General features: G+C 63.8%; 22 protein-coding genes and 1 tRNA gene. 13 read left to right on the forward strand and 10 right to left on the reverse strand.

Features of this window, described 5'->3' with window-relative positions; genetic code table 11:
- Window positions 1-97: 97 nt before the first annotated feature.
- Together AB7531_RS02505 and AB7531_RS02510 are read left to right on the forward strand one after the other, a co-directional pair.
- Window positions 98-376 carry a type II toxin-antitoxin system ParD family antitoxin gene (locus AB7531_RS02505; RefSeq protein ID WP_063980433.1) on the forward strand — a complete coding sequence of 93 codons (279 nt, stop codon included), beginning with the start codon at window positions 98-100 and terminating at the stop codon, window positions 374-376.
- Window positions 366-662 (forward strand): type II toxin-antitoxin system RelE/ParE family toxin, encoded by a 297-nt coding sequence (locus AB7531_RS02510; protein WP_063980434.1) that lies wholly within the window; start codon window positions 366-368, stop codon window positions 660-662. The genes AB7531_RS02505 and AB7531_RS02510 overlap by 11 nt, the downstream gene beginning before the upstream one ends.
- Before the next feature lie 19 nt (window positions 663-681).
- On the opposite strand, the gene proB is transcribed toward AB7531_RS02510, so the two are convergent.
- Entirely contained in the window at window positions 682-1803 is a 1122-nt protein-coding gene (proB, locus tag AB7531_RS02515; RefSeq protein WP_028149988.1) for a glutamate 5-kinase, read from the reverse strand.
- Between the two features lie 195 nt (window positions 1804-1998).
- Between proB and AB7531_RS02520 the strand changes: the two genes are divergently transcribed.
- The gene (locus AB7531_RS02520) at window positions 1999-2964 is read left to right on the forward strand and encodes a Bug family tripartite tricarboxylate transporter substrate binding protein (protein WP_063980435.1); all 966 of its coding nucleotides are present in this window, start codon (window positions 1999-2001) and stop codon (window positions 2962-2964) included.
- Between the two features lie 133 nt (window positions 2965-3097).
- On the opposite strand, the gene AB7531_RS02525 is transcribed toward AB7531_RS02520, so the two are convergent.
- The 3 genes from AB7531_RS02525 to AB7531_RS02535 form a co-directional block, all read right to left on the reverse strand.
- Window positions 3098-4732: an alkaline phosphatase family protein gene (locus AB7531_RS02525; RefSeq protein WP_063980436.1), complete on the reverse strand. Its 1635-nt coding sequence runs from the start codon at window positions 4730-4732 to the stop codon at window positions 3098-3100.
- Window positions 4733-4989: 257 nt separating this feature from the next.
- Window positions 4990-6030, reverse strand: a complete 1041-nt coding sequence (gene obgE, locus AB7531_RS02530) for a GTPase ObgE (protein ID WP_063980437.1) — start codon at window positions 6028-6030, stop codon at window positions 4990-4992.
- An 85-nt stretch (window positions 6031-6115) separates the two neighbouring features.
- Complete coding sequence (locus AB7531_RS02535) at window positions 6116-6598, reverse strand: MaoC family dehydratase (RefSeq protein WP_014490587.1); 483 nt, start codon at window positions 6596-6598, stop codon at window positions 6116-6118.
- 118 nt (window positions 6599-6716) lie between these two features.
- On the opposite strand from AB7531_RS02535, the gene AB7531_RS02540 reads away from it, so the two are divergent.
- Entirely contained in the window at window positions 6717-7631 is a 915-nt protein-coding gene (locus tag AB7531_RS02540) for a DMT family transporter (RefSeq protein WP_063980438.1), read from the forward strand.
- Between the two features lie 186 nt (window positions 7632-7817).
- Here the strand turns inward: AB7531_RS02540 and AB7531_RS02545 are convergent, their stop codons facing one another.
- From AB7531_RS02545 to AB7531_RS02560, 4 genes are all read right to left on the reverse strand, one after another.
- On the reverse strand, window positions 7818-8411 hold the full coding sequence (locus AB7531_RS02545) for a GNAT family N-acetyltransferase (RefSeq protein ID WP_063980439.1): 594 nt from the start codon (window positions 8409-8411) through the stop codon (window positions 7818-7820).
- Between the two features lie 143 nt (window positions 8412-8554).
- Complete coding sequence (gene rpmA, locus AB7531_RS02550) at window positions 8555-8824, reverse strand: 50S ribosomal protein L27 (RefSeq protein WP_011083253.1); 270 nt, start codon at window positions 8822-8824, stop codon at window positions 8555-8557.
- Between the two features lie 97 nt (window positions 8825-8921).
- Complete coding sequence (gene rplU, locus AB7531_RS02555; protein ID WP_063980440.1) at window positions 8922-9311, reverse strand: 50S ribosomal protein L21; 390 nt, start codon at window positions 9309-9311, stop codon at window positions 8922-8924.
- A 248-nt stretch (window positions 9312-9559) separates the two neighbouring features.
- Window positions 9560-11119, reverse strand: a complete 1560-nt coding sequence (locus AB7531_RS02560; protein ID WP_063980441.1) for a metallophosphoesterase family protein — start codon at window positions 11117-11119, stop codon at window positions 9560-9562.
- Window positions 11120-11256: 137 nt separating this feature from the next.
- Here AB7531_RS02560 and AB7531_RS02565 point away from each other — a divergent pair, with 137 nt between their 5' ends.
- Entirely contained in the window at window positions 11257-12390 is a 1134-nt protein-coding gene (locus AB7531_RS02565) for an ROK family protein (RefSeq protein WP_063980442.1), read from the forward strand.
- A gap of 169 nt (window positions 12391-12559) precedes the next feature.
- On the opposite strand, the gene AB7531_RS02570 is transcribed toward AB7531_RS02565, so the two are convergent.
- On the reverse strand, window positions 12560-13423 hold the full coding sequence (locus AB7531_RS02570) for an alpha/beta fold hydrolase (protein WP_063980443.1): 864 nt from the start codon (window positions 13421-13423) through the stop codon (window positions 12560-12562).
- A gap of 236 nt (window positions 13424-13659) precedes the next feature.
- Here AB7531_RS02570 and AB7531_RS02575 point away from each other — a divergent pair.
- The 8 genes from AB7531_RS02575 (at window position 13660) to AB7531_RS02610 (ending at window position 20977) form a co-directional block, all read left to right on the forward strand.
- A tRNA-Ser gene (locus AB7531_RS02575) sits at window positions 13660-13749 on the forward strand.
- A 163-nt stretch (window positions 13750-13912) separates the two neighbouring features.
- Window positions 13913-14866, forward strand: a complete 954-nt coding sequence (locus AB7531_RS02580) for a LysR family transcriptional regulator (RefSeq protein ID WP_063980444.1) — start codon at window positions 13913-13915, stop codon at window positions 14864-14866.
- A 142-nt stretch (window positions 14867-15008) separates the two neighbouring features.
- On the forward strand, window positions 15009-16442 hold the full coding sequence (gene leuC, locus AB7531_RS02585) for a 3-isopropylmalate dehydratase large subunit (RefSeq protein ID WP_425364319.1): 1434 nt from the start codon (window positions 15009-15011) through the stop codon (window positions 16440-16442).
- Window positions 16443-17090 (forward strand): 3-isopropylmalate dehydratase small subunit, encoded by a 648-nt coding sequence (leuD, locus tag AB7531_RS02590; RefSeq protein WP_014490573.1) that lies wholly within the window; start codon window positions 16443-16445, stop codon window positions 17088-17090. It abuts the gene before it with no gap.
- A complete protein-coding gene (gene leuB, locus AB7531_RS02595) occupies window positions 17087-18226 on the forward strand; it encodes a 3-isopropylmalate dehydrogenase (protein ID WP_063980445.1) in 1140 nt (379 codons plus the stop codon). The genes leuD and leuB overlap by 4 nt, the downstream gene beginning before the upstream one ends.
- Window positions 18226-19275 carry an ABC transporter substrate-binding protein gene (locus AB7531_RS02600; protein ID WP_063980446.1) on the forward strand — a complete coding sequence of 350 codons (1050 nt, stop codon included), beginning with the start codon at window positions 18226-18228 and terminating at the stop codon, window positions 19273-19275. The genes leuB and AB7531_RS02600 overlap by 1 nt, the downstream gene beginning before the upstream one ends.
- A complete protein-coding gene (locus tag AB7531_RS02605) occupies window positions 19272-20105 on the forward strand; it encodes an ABC transporter ATP-binding protein (RefSeq protein WP_187387865.1) in 834 nt (277 codons plus the stop codon). The genes AB7531_RS02600 and AB7531_RS02605 overlap by 4 nt, the downstream gene beginning before the upstream one ends.
- Window positions 20102-20977, forward strand: a complete 876-nt coding sequence (locus tag AB7531_RS02610) for an ABC transporter permease (protein WP_063980447.1) — start codon at window positions 20102-20104, stop codon at window positions 20975-20977. Before AB7531_RS02605 ends, AB7531_RS02610 begins: the two co-directional genes overlap by 4 nt.
- A 20-nt stretch (window positions 20978-20997) precedes the next feature.
- Here AB7531_RS02610 and AB7531_RS02615 read toward each other — a convergent pair whose 3' ends face one another.
- Entirely contained in the window at window positions 20998-21891 is an 894-nt protein-coding gene (locus tag AB7531_RS02615; RefSeq protein WP_063980448.1) for a LysR family transcriptional regulator, read from the reverse strand.
- Window positions 21892-21911 lie beyond the last annotated feature (20 nt).

The raw sequence follows: 21911 nt of genomic DNA on the forward strand, positions 1-21911 counted from the left end.
CGGTCGGCCAATGGCCTGGTTGCCCCCGAGGCCGGACGGATCCTTGCGAGGCGCTCAAATATCAATAAATATCATTACTTGATAACGGAGCCGTTCCATGGCGAGCAGCTACAGCATTGGAAAGCATTTCGAGGACCTGATCGACGATCTGGTCGAGAGCGGCCGCTATGCCACCGCGAGCGAGGTCATGCGCGAAGGCCTTCGCCTAGTCGAGGAGCGTGAAGAGCGGCGCAGGGTCAAGCTGGAGGCGCTGCGGGAGGAAATCCAGAAGGGGTTTGACAGCGGACCAATGGAAGAGGTCGATGTCCAGGAATGGATGAACGACATCAAGGCGCGGGGACGGCAGCGACTGGCCGCGCGCAAACGTGGCGAATAGATTCCGCAAGGCCCCACAAGCCGACCAAGATCTAGATTCGATCTGGGATTTCATCGCGTCGGACAGCGTTCGGGCGGCCGACAAGCAGATCGCGCGCATCGGCGAGATTTTCGAGATGCTCGTGGAAAATCCCTTGGCTGGCCGCGAACGGCGAGAATTGCGCGACAGCCTGCGCAGCTTCCCCGTTGGCAATTACGTGATCTTCTATGTCCCGCTGCCCGATGGAGTCGAGATCGTCCGCGTGATGCACGGCCGCCAGGATATCGGCTCTGACGACATGCAATAGTTGGCGGACTTGCTCGTCCTTACCCACCCACCACCAGATCGTCGCGGTGGATCATCTCGGACCTCCCGCTGATGCCCAGGATGGCCATCACGTCCGGGGACGAGCGGCCCTTGATCCGCTCGGCGACCTCGGCATCGTAGGCGATCAGGCCGCGGCCGACCTCGCTGGTATCAGGACCGCGCACGATCACGGCATCGCCGCGGGCGAACTGGCCTTCGACCTTGATCACACCGGCCGGCAGCAGGCTGGCGCCGGCACGCAGCGCCGTCACGGCACCGGCATCGATGGTCAGCGTGCCCTTCGGCTCCAGCGTGCCCGCGATCCACCGCTTGCGCGAGGTGATGGGGTTGGCCGGCGTCAGGAACCAGGTGCAGCGGCCGCCGTCGGCGATCGCCTGCAGGGGATGCTCGATCTTGCCCGAGGCGATCAGCATATGCGTGCCGCCTGTGGTCGCGATCTTGGCTGCCTCGACCTTGGTGCGCATGCCGCCGCGCGACAGCTCGGACTCGGCGTCGCCTGCCACGGCCTCGATCTCGGAGGAGATGCTGTCGACCACGGGAATGAGTTTTGCGTTCGGATTGTTCTTCGGCGGGGCGTCGTAGAGCCCGTCGATATCGGACAGCAGCACCAGCAAATCGGCGCTCGCCATGGTGGCGACGCGCGCGGCGAGGCGGTCATTGTCGCCGTAGCGGATCTCGTTGGTGGCGACCGTATCGTTCTCGTTGATGACGGGGATCGCGCGCCATTCCAGCAGCTTGCCGATGGTGGAGCGAGCGTTGAGATAGCGGCGGCGCTCCTCGGTGTCCTGGAGCGTGACCAGGATCTGCCCCGCGCCGATGCCGTGGGCGCCGAGCACCTCCGACCAGATCCGCGCCAGCGCGATCTGGCCGACGGCGGCGGCCGCCTGGCTCTCCTCCAGCTTCAGCGGGCCGCGCGGCAGCTTGAGGCGGCTGCGGCCGAGTGCGATCGAGCCCGAGGACACCACGAGCACATCGCGGCCCTCGCGATGCAGCTTGGCCATGTCGTCGGCGAGCGCGGCGAGCCAGGAGGCGCGCACCTCGCCCTTGTCGGAATCGACCAGCAGGGCGGAGCCGACCTTGACGACGATGCGGCGGAATTGACTGAGTTCGGGGCTGGCCATGTGTGTATGCGTTGGCGCGTGTGACGGATTGCTCTGCATCGGAAACGGCGGAGCGACAGGCGGCGCCGGTTAAGGCCTGCTTTTGCAGCAGGACGATGGCCGGCGCAAGGCGGCTAAAATGGTAAACGGCGCTTGTCCGGGACACGCGTCTGGCTCTAATTGTCGCCAACCATAATGGGCTCAAAGAGGAAACCGATGGATCGCCGCAACTTCATCGCCGGATGTCTCGGGTTGCCGCTGTTGGCGCAGGCGGGCGGATCGCAAGCGCAGGCCGGGCTGACAAAGATGATCTTCCCGTTCGCGGCGGGAGCGGGCGGCGACACGCTGTGCCGGCTGATCGCGCAGGAGATGGCGCCGGCGCTGCAACGGACCATCGTCGTCGAGAACCGTACCGGCGGCGACGGCCTGATCGGCATCAAGGCGGTGAAGGGCGCGAGTGCCGACGGCAGCATGGTGCTGGTGACGACGGGCCCCACCATGTACCTGCTGCCGATGGTGGAGACGACGCCGAGCTTCGACACGGCCAGGGATTTCATGCCGGTGTCGCTGTTGGCGCGGTTCGAATTCGCAGTCGTGATCGGCCCGGCGATTGACGCTGCCGATTTCAAGTCATTCGTGGCGTGGCTGAAGGCGCATCCGGACAAGACGTCGTTCGGGGTGCCGAGCAACGGCACCATTCCGCATTTCATGGGCTCCAAGCTCGAGAAGGATCTCGGCATTCCCTTGACCCGCGTGCCCTATCGCGGGAGCGCGCCCATCCTCAACGATCTCATCGGCGGCCATCTGTCGTTCGGCATCGTGACATTGGCCGATGCGCTGCCGCAGCACCGCGCCAAGGGCGTGAAGATCATCGCGGTCGCGAGCGCGGAACGTTCGCCGTTCGCACCTGAGGTTCCGACGCTGAAGGAGAGCGGCATCGATCTCGTCGCGGATGCCTGGTACGGCATGTGGCTTCCCGCCGGCAGCCCGCCGGACTTCGCCAGCAAGCTCGGCGCCGCCGCGAGTGCGGCGCTCGCCAGGCCCGAGGTGAAGGAGAAGCTCACCGCGATCGGGCTGATCCCGGTCGGCAGCACCGCGGATGGCCTGACCAAGGAGCTCGCCGCCAACACGGCGTTCTGGCAGCCGATCGTGAAGGCGACGGGGTACAAGATCGAGAATTGAATGCCGCGCGCTACTCTATCCCCTCATCCTGAGGAGCCGCGGAGCGGCGTCTCGAAGGATGAAAGGCCCGGCTGTAGCAGCGGGGGCCTGCATGGTTCGAGACGGCGCTTCGCGCCTCCTCACCATGAGGGTTTTAGAGCTTCGCGCGTTGCGCGATCCCGTCCTTGATCGACGCAAGCTCCGCCTCATCCCAGACGCCGATCAAAATGCCGCCCTTCACCTGGAGCTGGTTGTCGGCATAGTTCGCGATCTTCTCGCGCGGCGTGGTGATGTGGTCGTTGGGATGCAGGGCCCAGTCGAACAGCTCGGCCTGTAGCCTCGCGATGATCGCGGCGCATTCCGGATCGTCGCCGCGATCGACGTATTCCTCCGGATCGGTTTCGAGATCATACAGCATCGGGCGGAAGCCGGAGGCGTGGATGTATTTCCAGCGGCCGTCGAACACCATGAACAGGCGGCAGCGTTCGATCGGCTGGTTCAGCTTCAGCCGCACATCCTGCATGGCGTAGTCGTATTCAGAGAACGCGACCTTGCGCCAGTCGGACGGCCTCTCGCCGCGCAGCAGCGGCAGCAGCGAGCGTCCTTCGAGGATGTGGCCCGGCACCTTGCCGCCGAAATAATCGACGAAGGTCGGCGCGAGATCGATGCCTTCCACCAGCGCGTCGCTGCGCGCGCCACGCGTGGCGTCGGCTTCCTTCGACGGATCGATGATGATCAACGGAATCTTCGCCGACTGTTCGTGGAACAGATCCTTCTCGCCCATCCAGTGATCGCCGAGATAATCACCATGATCGGAGGTAAACACGATCATGGTGGTGTCCAGCAGGCCGCGCGCCTCCAAAAACTTCATCAGCACGCCCATCTGGTCGTCGATCTGGGTGATCAGGCCCATATAGGTCGGGATCACCTTCTCGCGAGCCTCGTCGCGCGCCATGTTGCGGGAGTAGCGCATGTCCATGTAAGCGCCGAACACCGGATGCGGATTCTGGCGTTCGCGCTCGGAGCGGATCGCCGGGATCATGTCATCGGTCGAATACATGCTCGCATAGGGCTCGGGCGCGATGTAGGGCCAGTGCGGCTTGATGTAGGACAGATGCAGGCACCACGGCCTGCCGTCGGTCTCGGCCTCGCTGATGAAGTCCATCGCGCGCCGCGTCATGTAGGGCGTCTCAGAGTGCTCGTCCGGCACGCGCGCGGCCTTGTCGGCATGCACCAGGAGCCAGCCGTTCTGCAGGGAGCCGTCGCCAGCTTCGCCGGAATTCGCCCAATGCTCCCAGGGATTGGTCGCCTCGAATCCCTGGCTGCGCAGGTACTCATCGTATTTCGGGCGCGGCCGTCCCGTTGGATGCAGGCCGTCGTCACGCTCATAAGGCTCGAACCCGCATTCGGCAACGTGAACGCCGATCATCGATTCCGGCGGGATGCCGAGCGCCTTCATGCCCTCGAGATCGGGCGCCATGTGGGTCTTGCCGACCAGCACGTTGCGCACGCCGATCTTTTTGAGGTGGTCGCCGAGCGTGGGCTCGCCGACGCGCAGCGGCCAGCCGTTCCAGTGCGAGCCGTGCGAGCGCATGTAGCGCCCGGTGTAGAACGACATCCGCGACGGGCCGCAGATCGGCGACTGCACATACGCCTTGCTGAACAGCACGCCACGCTTGGCCATGGCGTCGATGTTGGGCGTTTTCAGCGTGGGATGGCCGGTGCAGCCGAGATAGTCGTAGCGAAGCTGGTCGCACATGATCCAGAGAACGTTCTTCGCGCGCGCCATGCTTCGCCCCTGCCGTTTCTTGATTTTTTAATGCTGCGCTATCGCGGGCGCGATGACAAGCCAGCGATACGCGTGCCCGCGGCCGCGCATTCCGCTGTCGTCCCTGCGAAAGCAGGGACCCATAACCCCAAGACGTAGTTTTGCGAAGGCTCGTTGTTCGGTACTACAACCGTCCGCAATCGAAAGATCACGCGGTATGGGTCCCCGCTCCCCGTGCGCAATTGCGCACTAGGCGGGGACGACCGTGGGGAGAGAGTTCAAGCCGACCACGGCTCCGCTTCGGCCGCGCTCTTCGCCTTGGCCGATACCGGGGCCTCGCCGATCACTTCGACAAGCGCGCGCAACGCTTCCTTCACGCCGTCGCCGGTGATGCCGGAGAGCAGCAGCGGTGTCTTCTTGGCGGCGCGCTTCAGCCGGTCCTTCTGCTTCTTCAACTCGTCCGGCCCGACCGCGTCGATCTTGTTCAGCGCGACGATCTCGATCTTGTCGGTGAGCAGGCCGCCATAGGCATTGAGTTCGTTGCGAACCGTCTTATACGCCTTGCCCGCGTGCTCGCAGGTCGCGTCGACGAGATGCAGCAGCACGCGGCAGCGCTCGACATGGCCGAGGAAGCGGTCGCCGAGGCCGGCGCCTTCATGCGCGCCTTCGATCAGACCGGGAATGTCCGCCAGCACGAATTCGCGGCCGTCGGAATTCACGACGCCGAGCTGCGGATGCAGCGTGGTGAAGGGATAGTCGGCGATCTTCGGCTTCGCCGCGCTGACCTTGGAGAGGAAGGTCGATTTGCCGGCATTGGGCAGGCCGACCAGGCCGGCATCCGCGATCAGTTTCAGCCGCAGCCAGATCCAGCGCTCCTCGCCGGGCTGGCCGGGATTGGCGTTGCGCGGCGCGCGATTGGTCGACGATTTGAAATGCGCGTTGCCGAAGCCGCCATTGCCGCCCTCGGCCAGCACGAACTTCTCGCCGACATCAGTGAAGTCGTGGATCAGGGTCTCGCGATCCTCGTCGAAGATCTGCGTGCCCACGGGGACCTTCAGCACGATCGCCTTGCCGTTGGCGCCATGGCGGTCCGAGCCCGAGCCGTTCTCGCCCTTCTGGGCCTTGAAATGCTGCTGGTAGCGGTAGTCGATCAGCGTGTTGAGGCCGTCGGCGACCTCGATGACCACGTTGCCGCCGCGGCCGCCATTGCCGCCGGAAGGACCGCCGAATTCGATGAACTTCTCGCGGCGGAACGCCACGCAGCCGTTCCCGCCGTCACCGGAGCGGATATAGACCTTTGCTTCGTCGAGGAATTTCATGGGCCATAGGTAGGGCAGGTGGTCCCGCGCGGCAACCCGGACTTATCCCTGAATCGGCCGAATTTCCGCGAATTTGACCCCGTGCTTAACCCGCAGGCCGTCTCCGGATCAGGAATTTCTGCATCCCCTCCAGCACCAGCTCCTTGCGCTGGTTGAATACGGTGCTTTTGAGCGTCACCGCGCCGGTCGTGCGACCCGGCACCAGCTCCGTGACCTCGAGCGCGGGATAGATGGTGTCGTCGGCGAACACCGGTTTGAGGAACCGGCTCGATTGCTCGAGGAAGCCGACCAGGGAGTCCTCGACCATGAACGGAAACAGGCCTGCGCCGGGCGCCGTGTGGATCAAGGTCTGGAAGCCGTGGGCGAGCAGATGCGGCATGCCGCGGCTGCGGCAATATTCCACGTCGTAATGCACGGGATGAGTGTCGCCGCTCGCGGTCTGGAAGGCGGCGAACACCGCCGAGGTCTGGGTGCGGCTCGGCAGCACGAAGCGCTCGCCGACCACGAAATCCTCAAACCAGCGTTGCGCGGGGATCATGCGATGCCGCGTCGGGTCGAAGTCGGTCATGTCCATGCTCTCTAGTTGGGGAGGCGCCTATCGCTATCGCGCCGCGAAGAGTGCGACAATCCGTTCAATCGGCAGATGCGGGCTTGTCCGGCGCGCCCACGTGATTAAAACGGCGCCAATGCCCTTCTTCAAGAATCTCTCCGCCTATGACGACCGCTCCGCACGCCTGGCCGGCATTGCGTTGATGGTGCTGTCGATCTTCATGTTCTCGTTCGGCGACGCCATGGGCAAGTTCCTGGTCGGGACGTATTCGGTGGGGCAGCTCTTGTTCCTGCGCGCCTGCGCGGCGCTGCTGCTGCTGTCGCCGCTGGTCTGGCGGCAGCGTCACCAGTTCCTGCATCTGGAGCGGCCGCGCCTGCAGCTGTTTCGCGTCGTGCTGTCGACGCTGGAAGTGGCCGCTTTCTTCCTCGCGACGGTCTATCTGCCGCTCGCCGACGTCATCACTTATTATCTCGCCGGCCCCATCTTCGTCACCGCGATGTCGGCGATCTTCCTCGGCGAGAAGGTCGGCTGGCGGCGCTGGACGGCGATCCTGATCGGCTTCTGCGGCGTGCTGATCGCGTTACGGCCGTCGGCCCAGACGGTCAGCCTGCCGGCGCTGATCGCGCTCGGCGGCAGTCTGTCGTTTGCGACCCTGATGCTGATCACGCGCAGCCTGCGGAAGACGCCCGACATCGTGATGGCGTCGTCGCAATTCATCGGCACGTTCTCGCTGGGTGCTGTGCTGTCGGCATTCCACTGGGTGCCGCCGACACCGGGCAGCCTCGCGATCTTCGCAATGGCGGGGTGCGTCTCGGTGACGGCGCTGTTCTGCGTCAACCGCTCGCTCAAGCTGGCGCCGGCGAGCGTCGTGGTGCCCTATCAATATTCGATGATCGTCTGGGCCGTGATCTTCGGCTTCGTCGTGTTCGGCGACGTGCCGTCGATTGCCACCATCATCGGCGCCGCCATCATCATCGGCGCCGGGTTCTACATCTACTTGCGCGAACGCGATCTCGGCCGCCCGAGCAACGAGGTGAATCCGCCGGCGTAGCTGCGGTCACACCGTCGTCCCGGGGCGCGCGTAGCGCGAGCCCGGGACCCATACCCACAGGACGCCGTTTTGCGATAACTCGGAGCGGGAGTTTTTGTCCCCCACTTCTCCCTGGGATTATGGGTCCCGGGCTCGCGACTTTGTCGCGCCCCGGGACGACAGCGGAGAATGGAGCAGTTCTCCGCCCTACCTCATCCGTCTCGCACTGCTCCAGTTCTTCAGCGACGACCACACGCCGCGTGACAGGCGGAAGCAATCGACCGGCGTGGACGAGCCCAGCGCGAGGAAGCGATGCAGCTGGACGCCGCTCCACTGGAAGCCGCACTTCTCCAGCACGTTGCGCGAGGCCGGATTGGTGACGCGCGCGCCCGCATGGAGATGATCGTCCTCGAATTCCTCGAAGAAGAAGTCGATCGCGCCGCGCGCCGCCTCGGTGGCAAAGCCCTGGCCCCAATGCTCGACGCCGAGCCAGTAGCCGAGCTCGGCATTGTCGGGCGTGGAGCGGTCGATGCCGACCATGCCGACCGGCCCGGTGTCGTGCTCGATCAGGAACACGGTCTCGCTGCCGAGCGCGGCGGTGGCGCGGACGAATTCGACGGCGTCGTCCTGCGAATAGGGGTGTGGAAGGCGGCGGGTGTTTTCCGCGACACGGCGGTCGTTGGCGAGGTGGGCGATGGTCCTGACGTCGGCGAGAGTCGGGCGCCGCAACGTCAGCCGCTCGGTGGCGACGACGCTCGGTCTCGCCTCCCGCAAGGTCACGCTCGAGAAATCCTGCAACATGTCCGGCTCCGTCAAAGTCACTAAGTGAAAAGTGAGCAAGTCAAACGAAAGGGGAGGCCGGTTTCCCTGCCTCCCCTGGAGCCGTCTTGTGGACTCCGCCGGTTCGGTCAAGGACCCGGCGGACTCCAAATTTGGTCCACCGTCTATTCAGCCGCCTCGGCGATCGGGAGTACCGATACGAATGTGCGGCCGTTGGCTTTGGCTTGGAACGTGACGCGACCCTCGATCTTGGCGAACAGAGTGTGGTCCGTGCCCATGCCGACATTAAGGCCGGGATGCCAGGTGGTGCCGCGCTGACGCGCAATGATGTTGCCGGGAATCACGACTTCGCCGCCGAACGCCTTGATGCCGAGGCGCTTGCCCTTCGAATCGCGACCGTTGCGCGATGAACCGCCTGCTTTTTTATGAGCCATGGCTCGTCTCCAAAATCCTGCGTACTTCTAGATCAATTCCTTGACGGAATCATTTCACAATTTCTCACGCATCAATTCGTGATTGCGCGTGATCAAATTATGCGGCGGCTTCTTCGGTGGTCGCTTCCTTGGCGACCTTCTCCCGCTTCGGACGCGGGCCCTTGGTGGGCTTGGCGCCGTCCGTCAGGATCTCGGAGATACGGAGGACCGTGATCTCGTCGCGATAGCCGCGCTTGCGGCGCGAATTTTTGCGGCGGCGCTTCTTGAACGCGATGACCTTCGGCCCGCGCTTGTGGTCGAGCACCTCGACCGCAACGGACGCGCCTGCGACCGTCGGGACGCCCAGGACCGGCGTGTCACCGCCGAGCACCAGCACTTCATTCAGCTGTATGATCGAGCCGACTTCGCCTTCGATCTTGCCTACTTCGAGAACATCATCCGGCACGACGCGGTATTGCTTGCCGCCGGTTTTGATGACTGCGAACATCGTTTTTTCTCCGTGTTCAAATCCCGGCCTCGCGACGAGAATCGTCCGGGCCGGCTTTTTGTCAGTCGCTATGGGTTTATGCGCGTTTTGTGCGGGCGGGAGTTATCCCTTTGAAAACCCACGCAAAAACAAACAGCGCGAGAAACGCCCCGCGCCGGTTGCGGGACTTATAGCCGCCGGACGCGGAGAGTCAAGGAAAAGCGCCGAAAACCGAAGAGTTTAGGGCAATTCACCCGTAATCCAGGAGGCTACAAGGCCTGCGCATGGAGGATCTCGTGGCTCTCCCATCGGTCCCATTGGCTCATGCCCGCCCCCAGGGTGCGCTCGGCCATCAGCCGGCACGACAAGGACCCGGTCTGGTGATTGACGTCGATGCGGTTGATGGACAGGAAGATCCTCCCATCATTGGTCGGAACCTTTCCGACGGAACTTCCGCATCCCAAAACCGCGATCGGAGGTGGTCCCGGTATCGACGCAACGCGAGGGATATGCTTGTGCCCGTGAAGCACGGCGGCAAATCGCCGCTGGCGGACGAAGTCCCCGAATTCGGCGGCGTCCTCAAGCTGGTCGGTCTTCTCGAAAAATCGTCCCAGTATCCGCTCGTAGAACGGCCTTGCATACCAGGCGGGATTATCGACCGGGAGCGGATGATGATGGAGTACGCCAACCAGCGTGTGATCCCGCCAATCGCGTTTGTGGTCGATTTCGTTGCCAACGTCGGCAAATTGCTCCGGCCCAATCTTGCCCGCGGCGAGACGGCCGCCGGCCACTGAATTGAAGCAGACCAGACCAAGAGGCCGATCATCGAACCATCGCACGCGATTTGTCGGGAGCTTGATCGCGTTTCTCAGGTTCTCGCTCAGATAGCCATCTGTTCGGACGTCGTGGTTGCCCAAAACGAGGATCGGTGGTTCCTCCGTGAGGTTTTGCGCTGTGTCGAGGAACTGTCGCGCCGAATTGTAGTACTCGTCTTTGGGATCGTCGATCAGATCGCCGCTGATGACCAAAACGACCTTTTGCCCATTCGGTATCTCGTGGATTTGATTCCGCAACAATTGTTGCAGACGGGGCAAGCTCGTCGCTGCCTCGGTGCTTCCGATGTGAAGGTCGCTGATATGCAGCAGCGTCGTGGTTGATGCTGCAGTAGCTCTGGCCTCTGGAAATCTCCTGAAATATTCGGCTTCGAATGTCTTTAATCCGCGAAACCTGGATATCTTGAGATTGGACAACGCCCATCCCGCGCATTCGCGGACAGCAGCCGGCGTCTTGCCTGCAAAGGGCAGAAACACGGAATCCTCGTTGGGTCTCCAGAACAGCAGCCCGGGCCACCGCGTCATTGCGTTCAACGCAGTCTGAAATGGGGGGAAGACGTCCAGCAGCGCTTGCGGGTGATCGTCGAGATCCCGGGGCTGCATGATCAGGCCGTCGTCTTGCCAGTTCACCTTATGGACGAGATCGTAAAGAAATTCCGGAGAGGCCAGAAAACGATCCAGCTCCATATTCTTCATCGATGGCACGATCATGCTGATCCAAGGGTAGTGCGAAAACAGTTGTTGCAGCGACTCGAGGATCTCAAGGGGAATCTCCTGCCCGTAGGGAATCTGGCTCAATTGCGCACGTGCCGCCTCAGCGACCTCGCGCACCTTGTCCTTGTTCCCGCGAGAGGAGACAAAACGCTCCGGCAATTGGCTTAGGAACATTTCCAGCGATTCGTGCTCATCAGGCGCGGCACGCCGGGGAATGTGTCCGCCAGGCTGAAGCAAATGGGCCAACCAGTTGACGGTGGCCAGGTCGAAGGCAATTCCCATTCGATCCTCCCCACAATCTGAGGGCGAACAATATACCATATATCCCCGGACGTGGCCAGAACTGTGCCATGGGCAACGCAACCAAACGGGTTCCCGTTTGTTGTCCCGCCGGATTTTTGCAATCGGGCAGGGCTTTCATGGCAACGGACGAACTGGTCAAGACGACGACGGGCATCGCCGCCCACGGTGCGGCGCGGCTGCCGTCAGTGGACATCGACAGTTTCAACATCGAGATGAAGGACGAGGACGGTTTCCTCGGCGACCGCGCCAGCAAGGGCGCGTTCCGCGAAATCCTCGAGCGCTGGCGCAAGCCGCTGCGCAAGTCCGGCGAGGATCCGTTCGGCAAGGAGCCATCGGATGAGATCAGCAAGAAGACGCTGGACGCCATCCTGATCGGCGATGACACCGAGGCCTGGGCCGTGGTGCATAGCGCCATCGAGGACTTTGCCCAGGAGCTCGCTTACGTCACCCGTCGCTTCCTCAAGAGCAAGGCCTGGGCGAAGACCGCGCGCATCGTCGTCGGCGGCGGCTTCCGCGATTCACGGCTCGGTGAGCTCGCGATCGCGCGCACCGGGATCATCCTCAAGGCCGAGGATTTCAAGATCGACATGGTGCCGATCCGCGCCCATCCCGATGAAGCGGGCCTGATAGGCGCGCTGCATCTGGCGCCATCATGGATTTTCGAGGCTCATGACAGCATCCTCGCCGTCGACATCGGCGGCACCAACATCCGCTGTGGCCTGGTGGAGACCGGCTGGAAGAAGGCCAAGGACCTCTCGAAGGCCAAGGTCGTGAAATCCGAGCTGTGGCGTCATGCGGATGACGAGCCGACCCGCGAGGGTGCGGTGAAGCGGCTCACCAAGATGCTGAAGGGGCTGATCACCGAGGCCGAGAAAGATGGCTACAAGCTCGCTCCCTTCATCGGCATCGCCTGCCCCGGCGTGATCAACGAGGATGGCTCGATCGAGAAGGGCGCACAGAACCTGCCGGGCAATTGGGAGAGCAGCAAGTTCAACCTGCCGGCGAGCCTGATCGAGGGCATCCCCGTGATCGGCGACCACGACACCGCGATCCTGATGCACAATGACGGCGTGGTTCAGGGCCTCTCCGAGGTGCCGTTCATGCAGGACGTCGATCGCTGGGGTGTGCTCACCATCGGCACCGGGCTCGGCAATGCCCGCTTCACCAACCGCCGCAAGGACAACGGCAACGGAAAAGACCGGGATTCTACTGAGAACGGCAAGAAAAAGAGTAAGGCGGACAAGGAGTAACCTTGACTGGTTAGGTTAAGGACCGGATTGCGTTGCGGCGCACAGGACACTCGCTAGGGTCGAATCGTCGCCTCACCCTGGCCGGCGAAGCCGCCCTTCCCAGCCAGTATTTCAATGAGCGGCACGGGACCGCCAGTGTTTACCGCGTCTGGCGGTCCCACCCCTGTCTTCAGCTCCAGCCGATCCGCTGAAAGAACGCCGCGATCTCCGCGGCCGCGCGATCCGGATCTTCCCGATGCGGGAAGTGGCCGACGCCCGGAAACATCGCAAGATCGAGATCGCCAAACGTCTCGCCCAGACGATCGGTCCAGGCATAGGGAAACAGCGGATCGTGCTCGGCCCAGCGCACGCAGGTCGGCGCGTTGATCGGCGGAAGCGATAGGGCTTCGCCCTTCATCATCGCGACCCGCCCGGCATGCGAGGCGCGATAATGCGCAAAGCCCCCGGCGAGATTGCCTTCTCTGAAGAAATTGTCGGCGAAGGCGTCGAGAACATCGTCGAAGGCGCTCTCCCGGTGCGCCCAACCCTTGAGGAAGTGGCTGATATAGAGCCGGCAGCTCTCGCGGCTCATGCCGACGAGCGCGGGCGCCATCTCCATCTGGTGGAAAGATTGATACCAGATGTGGTTGAGCCTATCGGGCGCCGCCATGCGCGGCCCGATGCCGGGATAGACGAAATCGAAGAAGAACAGCCCCGCGAGCCGCTCGGGCGCCTGCCGGGCCAGCGGCTGCATCACGGCGCCGCCGACGTCATGGCCGACCACGGCGAATCGCTCGATGCCGAGCCCCTCCATCAGCGCCAGCATGTCGGCGGCATGGCCGTCCGGCCCAAAAGGCCCGTCCGGCTTGTCGCTGTCGCCGAAGCCGCGCAGATCGGGCGCGATCAGCATGAAACGGTCCGAAAGCCTTGATATCACCGGCTCCCAAGTCAGCCAGAATTCCGGCCAACCATGCAGCAAAAGCAGCGGTTTGCCGCTGCCAGCGCGGACCAGGTGGAAATCGGCGCCATTGGCCTTGATCGTCAGGTGCTCCACGGCAGTTCCTCCCGGCGGTGAGAGCGTTTTCGAGCGAAGCGGACACCGGTTCGCCTCAAGAAAACGCGTCAAAACAAGAATCTGGAGCCCCGTTCCGATTCATCGGACCGTAGACGGCTCCAGGGCAGGGCTGAAAGAGGCAGCGGATTTTCCCCTTTCGCGCCTTGTCTGGCCCGCCATCCTCGCCTATTAACGCCCCCAACCACAGGGGCCCTGCTCCTTACTTGGCGCCTTCAGGAGAGGTGGCAGAGTGGTTGAATGCACCGCACTCGAAATGCGGCATAGGTGCAAGCCTATCGGGGGTTCGAATCCCTCCCTCTCCGCCATATTAAAGCGACTTTGAGAACTCCCACCAAGGACAGTCTCTCTGCGTCCCAGCAGCCTCTGCTGTCGTCCCCCCGGGGACCGCAATCTGACGCCGCACTTGCGACTGGCTGCCAAGCTTCTCCACAATGCCCCTCGTGACGACCCGCCCGAGGATCATTCCGGATGACGGCTAAAATCGATCTGCTGACGCTGCAATTGTTCGTGGCGATCGTCGAGGAGCAGAGCATCGCGAAGGCGGCGGAGAAGAAGAACATTGCCGCGTCCGCGGTCAGCCGGCGCGTCTCGGATATCGAGGACCTGTTTCAGGTCGAGCTGCTGCATCGTCATTCGAAGGGGATCGAGCCGACACCGGCTGGCTTCGCCCTGCTCGAGCACGCCCGCATCATCCTGGGAAATCTCAGCAAGCTCGAGAGCGAGCTGACGGGATACCGGCAGGGCAAGCGCGGGCTGATCCGGATCTGTGCCAACAAATCCGCGATCCTCGAAGCGCTCGCCGACGAGCTCAGCCTGTTCCTGGAACGGCATCCGCTGGTCCACATCGACATCGAGGAGGATCTCAGCCCCGCGATCGTGCGTGCGGTGGTGGAGAACCGGGCCGACATCGGCATTTTTGGCGGCAACATCGACGGGCAGGATCTGGAGCTGCTGTCCTATCGCAGCGACAGCCTGGTCGCGCTGGTCACGCGCGACCACCCGCTGGCGGGCCGCGATAGCGTTCGCTTCCGCGAGCTGGTCGATTTCGACTTCGTCAGCCTGGAGAAGGGCAGCTCGATCGAGACGCTGTGTGTCAGGGCCGCCGCGGCACTCGGGCAGCACCTCAAGGTGCGCATCCGCGTCAGCAGTTTCGATGCGCTGTTCCGCGTCGTCGATGCCAGGATGGGGGTCGGAATCGTGCCGCTCGAGATCGTTCGCGACCGCTACGGCGTCGACAGTCTCGTCACCGTCCCGCTCGACGAGTCCTGGGCGCGACGCGACCTGGTCATCGGCGTGCGCGATTACAAGTCGTTGCCTTCGGTGACGAAGCTGCTGGTGGAGCATTTGCGGACCCATGATGATGCGCGTCTCACCATGGGCGGCGTCTCCGACCGGCTGACGGTCGTGCGCGGCCGAAGCTGACATCGCTCCTGCCGACGGCCTGCCATCGCCGGCCGCGATGGCTCCCTGCCCAACCGTCACTGCACATTTCCGCGACGGACTTCTATCCTGCTTCTCAAGCTCGCTGTCGGTCGGCATGATCGGCGGCAACACGGCACATCAGATGCCGAACAGGGGAGGACGGATCGTGGACACGCGTGGCCGCACGCTGCTGGCCAAAATCTGGGACCAGCATGTCATCGCCCATGTCAGCGATGACACCGATCTGCTTCACGTGGATCGCCATCTGCTGCATGACCTCGGCGGCTCCAGCGGCCTGATCAATCTCAAAAGCCGCAACATTCCGGTCCACAATCCCGAACTGACCTTCGCGACGCCCGATCATGCGATTTCGACGGCGTCCGGACGTGCCGGCACGATCAAGACCGGGTGGGAGCTGCTGGCGGCGTTGCGGACCGAGACGTCCGCCAGCGGCATCCGGCTGTTCGACCTCGACCAGCCGGGGCAGGGCATCGTCCATGTCATCGGGCCGGAGCTCGGTCTCAGCCTGCCCGGCTGCCTGATCGTTTGCGGCGACAGCCACACCTGCACCCATGGCGGGCTTGGCGCGCTCGCCTTCGGCATCGGCTCCAGCGAGCTCACGCATGTGCTGGCGACCCAGACCATCATCCAGCGCCGGCCGAAAACCATGCGGGTGACGTTCGACGGCCGGTTGCCGTTCGGCGTGACGGCGAAGGACCTCATCCTCGCCTTGATCGGCCATGTCGGAGCCGCCGGCGGCACCGGCTATGCCGTCGAATATGCCGGCAGTGCGATCAGGGACATGCCGATCGAAGGGCGGCTCACCATCTGCAATCTGTCGGTCGAGCTCGGCGCCAAGATGGGGCTGATCGCGCCGGATGAAACGACGTTCGATTATATCCGCGGCCGTCCCTATGCGCCGCAAGGCGAGATGTGGGAGCGGGCCGTCGCGGCGTGGCGGACGCTGCGGAGCGACAGCGACGCAATGTTCGATCGCGAGGTGTCGATCGACGTCGGAACCATCATCCCCCAGATCACCTGGGGCACCAGTCCCGAACACGTCCTTGGTGTCGATGGCCGCATCCCGGATCCCGCTGATATCGCCGATCCCGCGCGCCGCGGCGCGATCGAGATCGCGCTCGACTATATGGGCCTGAAGCCCGGTGCGCCGATCGCCGGCACGCCGGTGGATTGGGTCTTCATCGGCTCCTGCACCAACAGCCGCCTCAGCGATCTGCGTGCCGCGGCCGAAGTCGCGCGCGGCCGCAAGGTTGCGCCAGGCGTGCGGGCCTGGGTCGTGCCGGGGTCGGAGACCGTCAGGCGCGATGCGATGGCCGAGGGGCTCGACAAGATCTTCATCGACGCGGGCTTTGAATGGCGCGAGCCCGGATGCTCGATGTGCCTCGCCGCGAACGGCGAGACCGTGCCGCCCGGCCAGCGCTCGGTGTCGACGTCGAACCGGAATTTCATCGGCCGGCAGGGGCCGCGTGCCCGCACCCATCTGGCAAGCCCGGCCATGGCCGTGGCGGCGGCGGTGTCCGGCGCCATCGCCGACGTCCGAACGATGGAGCGCTAGATGCCGCAAGCCTTCACCAAGCTGACCGCGACTGCGGCGCCGATCATGCGCACCAATGTCGATACGGACGTCATCATCAGCATCAACCGCATGATCGGAAATTCCGTCCGCGGCAGTCTCGGAAAATGGGCGTTCGGTTCGCTCCGCTATTTGCCTGATGGCTCGGATAATCCGGAGTTCATCCTCAATCGCGAGCCCTATCGCGCAGCGGAAATTCTGGTGACGGGACCGAACTTCGGCTGCGGCTCGTCGCGGGAGGCGGCGGTGTGGTCGCTGCAGGAGATGGGCATCCGCGCCATCATCGGATCCGGTTTCGGCGACATCTTCTTCGCCAATTGCTTCCAGAACGGCATCCTGCCGGTGGTGCTGGACAAGGCCGTCATCGACGGCCTCGCCGCGGAGATCGAAGCGAGCCAGGGCGCGGGACGTGTCAGCGTCGATCTGCAGGAGCAGACGGTTACCTCGCCATCGGGCGTACGGCACGTCTTCGAGATCGATCCGCGCCGGCGTGCGGGTTTGCTCGAAGGCCTCGATGAGATTTCGCTGACGTTGCGGCGCGACCACGAGATCCGCGCATTCCAGGCATCCGACCGCGACGCGCGGCCGTGGATTCACTTTGCAGGACATCAGGCAGGACAATTGGCATGAACACGCTCTCGAACATGATCAAGGTCGCCGTGGTCGGCGGTGAAGGCATCGGTCCTGAAGTGACCGACCAGTCTCACCGCATTCTCAAATGGTTTTCGGCGAGGCGCAGCATTCCCGTGGCGCTGCGCGAAGCGCAATACGGTCTCATCCCCTATCTCGCGACGGGCAAGGTGTTGCCGGACGACACCGTCGAGGCGATGGAGGAGGCCGACGCGATACTCTGGGGCGCGACGGGTGGTCCTGAAACCACTGAGGTCCCTCCGGCAGCGCGCAAGGCGGGAAGCCTGCTGTCGTTGCGCAGCAAGTACGACCTTTATGCGAATCTCCGGCCCATCGTCGCCAATCCGGCGCTGGCGGACTCCGCGCCGCTCAAGGCCCCGGTGCTGAAGGATGTCGACTTCATCATCATCCGCGAGCTCACCAGCGGCATCTATTTCGGCGAACCGCGCGGCATCGAAACGCTGCCGGACGGCCAGCGCCGCGGTTTCAACACCCAGCAATACACCACCAGCCAGATTCGCCGGGTGGCGCGAACCGCGTTCGAACTGGCGCGGACGCGCAAAGGCCGGGTCTGCTCCGTCGACAAGGCCAATGTGCTGGAAACCAGCGTGCTGTGGCGCGAGGAGGTCACCGCGCTGCATCAGGCGGAATTCTCCGATGTGGAGCTGACACACCTCTATGTCGACAACGCTGCGATGCAGATCGTGCGGGCGCCGTCGCAGTTCGACGTCATGGTGACTTGCAATATCTTCGGCGACATTCTCTCCGATTGCGCCGCGATGGCCTCGGGCTCGCTGGGCATGCTGCCGTCGGTCTCGCTCGGGCCGCCGGACCGGCTGGGCCGCCGCAAGGCGCTCTATGAACCGGTTCACGGCAGCGCGCCTGATATTGCGGGCAAGGGCATCGCCAATCCGCTCGGCTCGATCCTCAGCGTCGCAATGATGTTGCGCATCACCCTCAATCGGCCCGATGATGCCACGCTGCTGGAGAAGGCCGTGGATACGGCGCTGGCTGCCGGCGCAAGAACGGCCGATATCGCCGAACCCGGCGCAAAAAGACTTTCGACCCAGGAGATGGGCGATGCGGTTCTGAACGCGCTCGACAAGGTGGTCGGCAAGGAGAGGGAGCACGCGTGATGAGGACTCGGGTCACCAGACGGGCCGCGTTGACGATCGTCGCCGGCGCCGGTGCGTCCATGGCGGCAGGACGGGCGTGGGCGGATACCCCGTCGGGCCGCGTGATCTATCCGGTGGCCATTCCGGTCTATCAGTCTCAATTCGTCGCCGACCGGGCCGGATTCTTCAAAGAGGCCGGCCTCGACTGCAAGCTGATCCAGGGCGGCAGCGGCGTGAAGACGCGCGAGATCATCGCTTCGTCCCAGGGCGATATCGGTATCGGCGACATCACCCACCCGATGCAGCTCAGCAATCACGGCCGCAGCGCGCGGGTCCTGATGCCGGTCGATACAAGAAGCAACGCGGCGATCTTCATCATCCGCAAGGATCTGTTCGATCAGGGCATCACCACCCTGGAGGCGCTGGCGAAGTGGAAGCGGCCTGACGGACGAAAGCCGATCGTCTCGGTGTCGTCGCTGGGCGGCACCAACCACGTCTGGGCGTCCTACTACATGGAAACCATGGGGCTGGACGACAAGGTGACCTGGATCGGCACCGGCAATGTCGACACCATGATGGGCACGTTGAAGACGAAGCAGGTCGATGTTCTCATCAACTCGCCATCGATCCTGAAGGATTCAGTGGAGCAGGGCTGGGGTGCGCTGTTGTTCGATGGAACGGACGAGGCAGTCTGGGCCAAGTATATCGGCGGCAAGGTCCCGGTGACGTCTCATTTCACGCTGCAGGCGACCATCGACAAGGACCCGCAGAAGATGCAGGCGTTCGTCACGGCGCTGTGGCGCGCCACCCTGTGGATCAAGGGGCACTCTCCCGAAGAGATCTATGATATGATCGAGCCTTACGTCGGAAGCACGTCGCGCGATGCGAATATCTTCGACAGCGGCGTCATGAAGAAGGTCACCGATTACGAAGGCATCATCGATGCCGCCAGCTTCGCGCGCGGTCAGAAGGTCTGGTTTCGTGAAATGACCGGCATCAAGCCGCTCGCGATGGCCGACGTTGTCAACACCAGCTTCATCGAAGCGGCACGCAAGGCCTATCCCGCTTGACGATCCAGGCCTTACACACGCCGCACGTCGATGCGCCGCCTGAGACGCGGCGCATCGACGTGCGCGGTTTGTGCAAGACGTTCCAGCTGGCGGGTACGGCCATCGAGGCCGTGCGCGACGTCTCCTTCAATGTCCGGCGCGGCGAATTCGTCGCCCTGCTGGGGCCATCCGGCTCGGGCAAGAGCACCGTCCTCAACATGATCGCAACCCTGGTCAAGCCGACCAGCGGTCAGATCCTGATTGATGGTACGCCCGTCGTCCCCGGACAGGCGACGCCCAATGTCGGCTATGTGTTCCAGCGCGACACCCTGTTTCCCTGGCGCACCGTCGCCGACAACATCGGCTACGGCCTCGAACTGGCGGGTGTCCCGGCGGCGGAGCGAAAGGATCGTGTCCGTGCCTGCCTGGCGCAAGCCGGGCTGCAGGATTTCGACAATGCCTATCCCTCGGCGCTGTCGGGCGGCATGCGCCAGCGCGCCGCCTTGATGCGAACGCTGGTCGTCGAGCCGCAGGTTCTGCTGATGGACGAGCCGTTCGGCGCACTCGACACCCACACCAAGATCGACATGCACGATGTGCTGCTTCGCATCTGGGAACGCGAGCAGCAGACCGTGCTGTTCGTGACCCATGATCTCGGCGAGGCCCTGACGCTGGCAGACCGCATCATTCTGTTTTCCGCGCGGCCGGGCCGGATCAAGGAGAGTTTCGAGGTGGATTTCGCCCGCCCGCGCAATGCCGTGAAGATCCGGGAGACGCCGCGTTACGCCGAGCTGTTTCAGCTGATCTGGCACTCGCTCGGCGAGGAATTCATCAAGGGCCGCAAGCCATGAGGCGCGCGCGCCGCCCCGGCAGAACGTTCGCATGGCAGATGTTGATCTGCATCGGCTTCCTGTCGATCTGGCAGTGGGGGTACGATCTGCACGGCCGCCTTCCCTGGCTGGTGCCGGATCTGCTCGACCCCTATTTCGTGTCCAAGCCGTCCGACATCTTCGAGCACTTCCTGATCCTGAGCTGCCTCAAGTCCAAGCTCGGCGTGTTCAACGGCTGGTTCAATGGCGAATTCACCCGCTGCATGGCGCGATCCGAGAACAATCTCTGGATCGCGACCGCCGTCACCCTGAAGAACACGTTCTTCGGTTTCGTCACCGGCGTCAGCAGCGGCTTTGCCGCGGGCCTCGTGCTCGGCCGTTCGGACCGGCTCAGCGCGATCTTCCAGCCGTTCATCACGGCGGTGAATTCGATCCCCCGCATCGCGCTGGCGCCGATCATCGTGCTGGCCTTCGGCATCGGCGATACCTCGAAGATCGTCACGTCGTGGATCGTGGTCGTCTTCCTGGTGTTCTTCAATACGTTCGAAGGGGCGCGCTCGATCGACGAGGGCTTCGTCAACGCAGCGCGGCTGCTCGGCGCCAGCGAGTGGCAGATCACCCGCACGGTGGTCATCCCCTCGACCATGGCCTGGGTCTTCGCCTCGCTGACGCCTGCGATCTCCTTCGCCCTGATCGGCGTGATCGTCGGCGAGTTCATCGGCGCGGAACGAGGAATCGGCCGCCTGATCATCGAATCCGAGGCGCGGGCGGAGGCATCGGGAATGATGGTCGCCGTCGTCGTGCTGATGCTGGTCGGCGTCGCGCTGTCCGCGTTGATCTGGCGATTGCAGGCCTATCTGCTGCGCTGGCAGCAGCATAATCTCGCGGAGTAGCCCGAGCAGCGGCCTGCGGATTACGACCCCGCCAGCACCGTCCGAGCCGTCGTCACAAACGCCTGCGCCGCCGGCGACAGCGTGCGTCCCTGACGCTGCAGCAGCGACACCGGGCGGATGATCGCCGGGCGTATCAGCGGTCTTGCGATCAGCGTCGGGAATTGATCGGCGGGCAGCATCGTTGCGGGGAGGATGGCGAGGCCGAGGCCTTGTGCTGTCATGGCGAGCGCGGTGTTGATCAGCGTGACCTCATAGGTTGGAGAAAGGTGCTTGCCCTGCGCACCGAGGGCGTGATCGATCTGCATGCGGATCCGCGTCTCGCGCCGCATCGCGATGGTCGGAAGCTGCGCCAGTTCGTCCCATGTCAGTGCGCGCCGCGCGGCGAAGTCGGCGGTGCGACGGCCGATCGCGCTCAGCCGCCCGCGGGTCAGCGTCTCGATCGTCATCTCCGCGAACTCACCTTCGACGCTGCCGATCGCGAACTCGGCATCGGTTGCGATCAGGCGCGGAACGAGATCGTCGGCGGCGACGTCGCGCATGTCGATGTCGATCTCGGGATGGCCTGCGCGGAATTTCGCGAGAACCTGCGGCAGCAGTGCCGAAGCGGCACCCGCCGACGCGACGAACGCGACGCGGCCTGCGCGCGCCTGCGCGAGGTCATGCATGCGCCGTGACAGGCCCAGCGCATCGCTCAGCATGCGTTCGGCGGCGTGAAAGGCCTCGTCGGCGGCCAGCGTCGGCTGCACCGAACGCGTGGAGCGATCGAACAGCTTCACGCCGAGCTGCACTTCGAGCTGCTGGATCAGGAGGCTCGCCGCCGATTGCGTGATGCCCAGCTCGCGGGCGGCCCGCGTGATGCTGCGCGTGCGATACACGCCGGTGAAGGCCCGCAATTGTCGCAAGGTGACATTCATAGCTAATTCTCATGAATTGA

It is taken from the genome of Bradyrhizobium sp. 63_E2_N1_3 (genome assembly GCF_052076005.1).
In the GTDB taxonomy this organism is placed as follows: Bacteria; Pseudomonadota; Alphaproteobacteria; order Rhizobiales; family Xanthobacteraceae; genus Bradyrhizobium; species Bradyrhizobium barranii.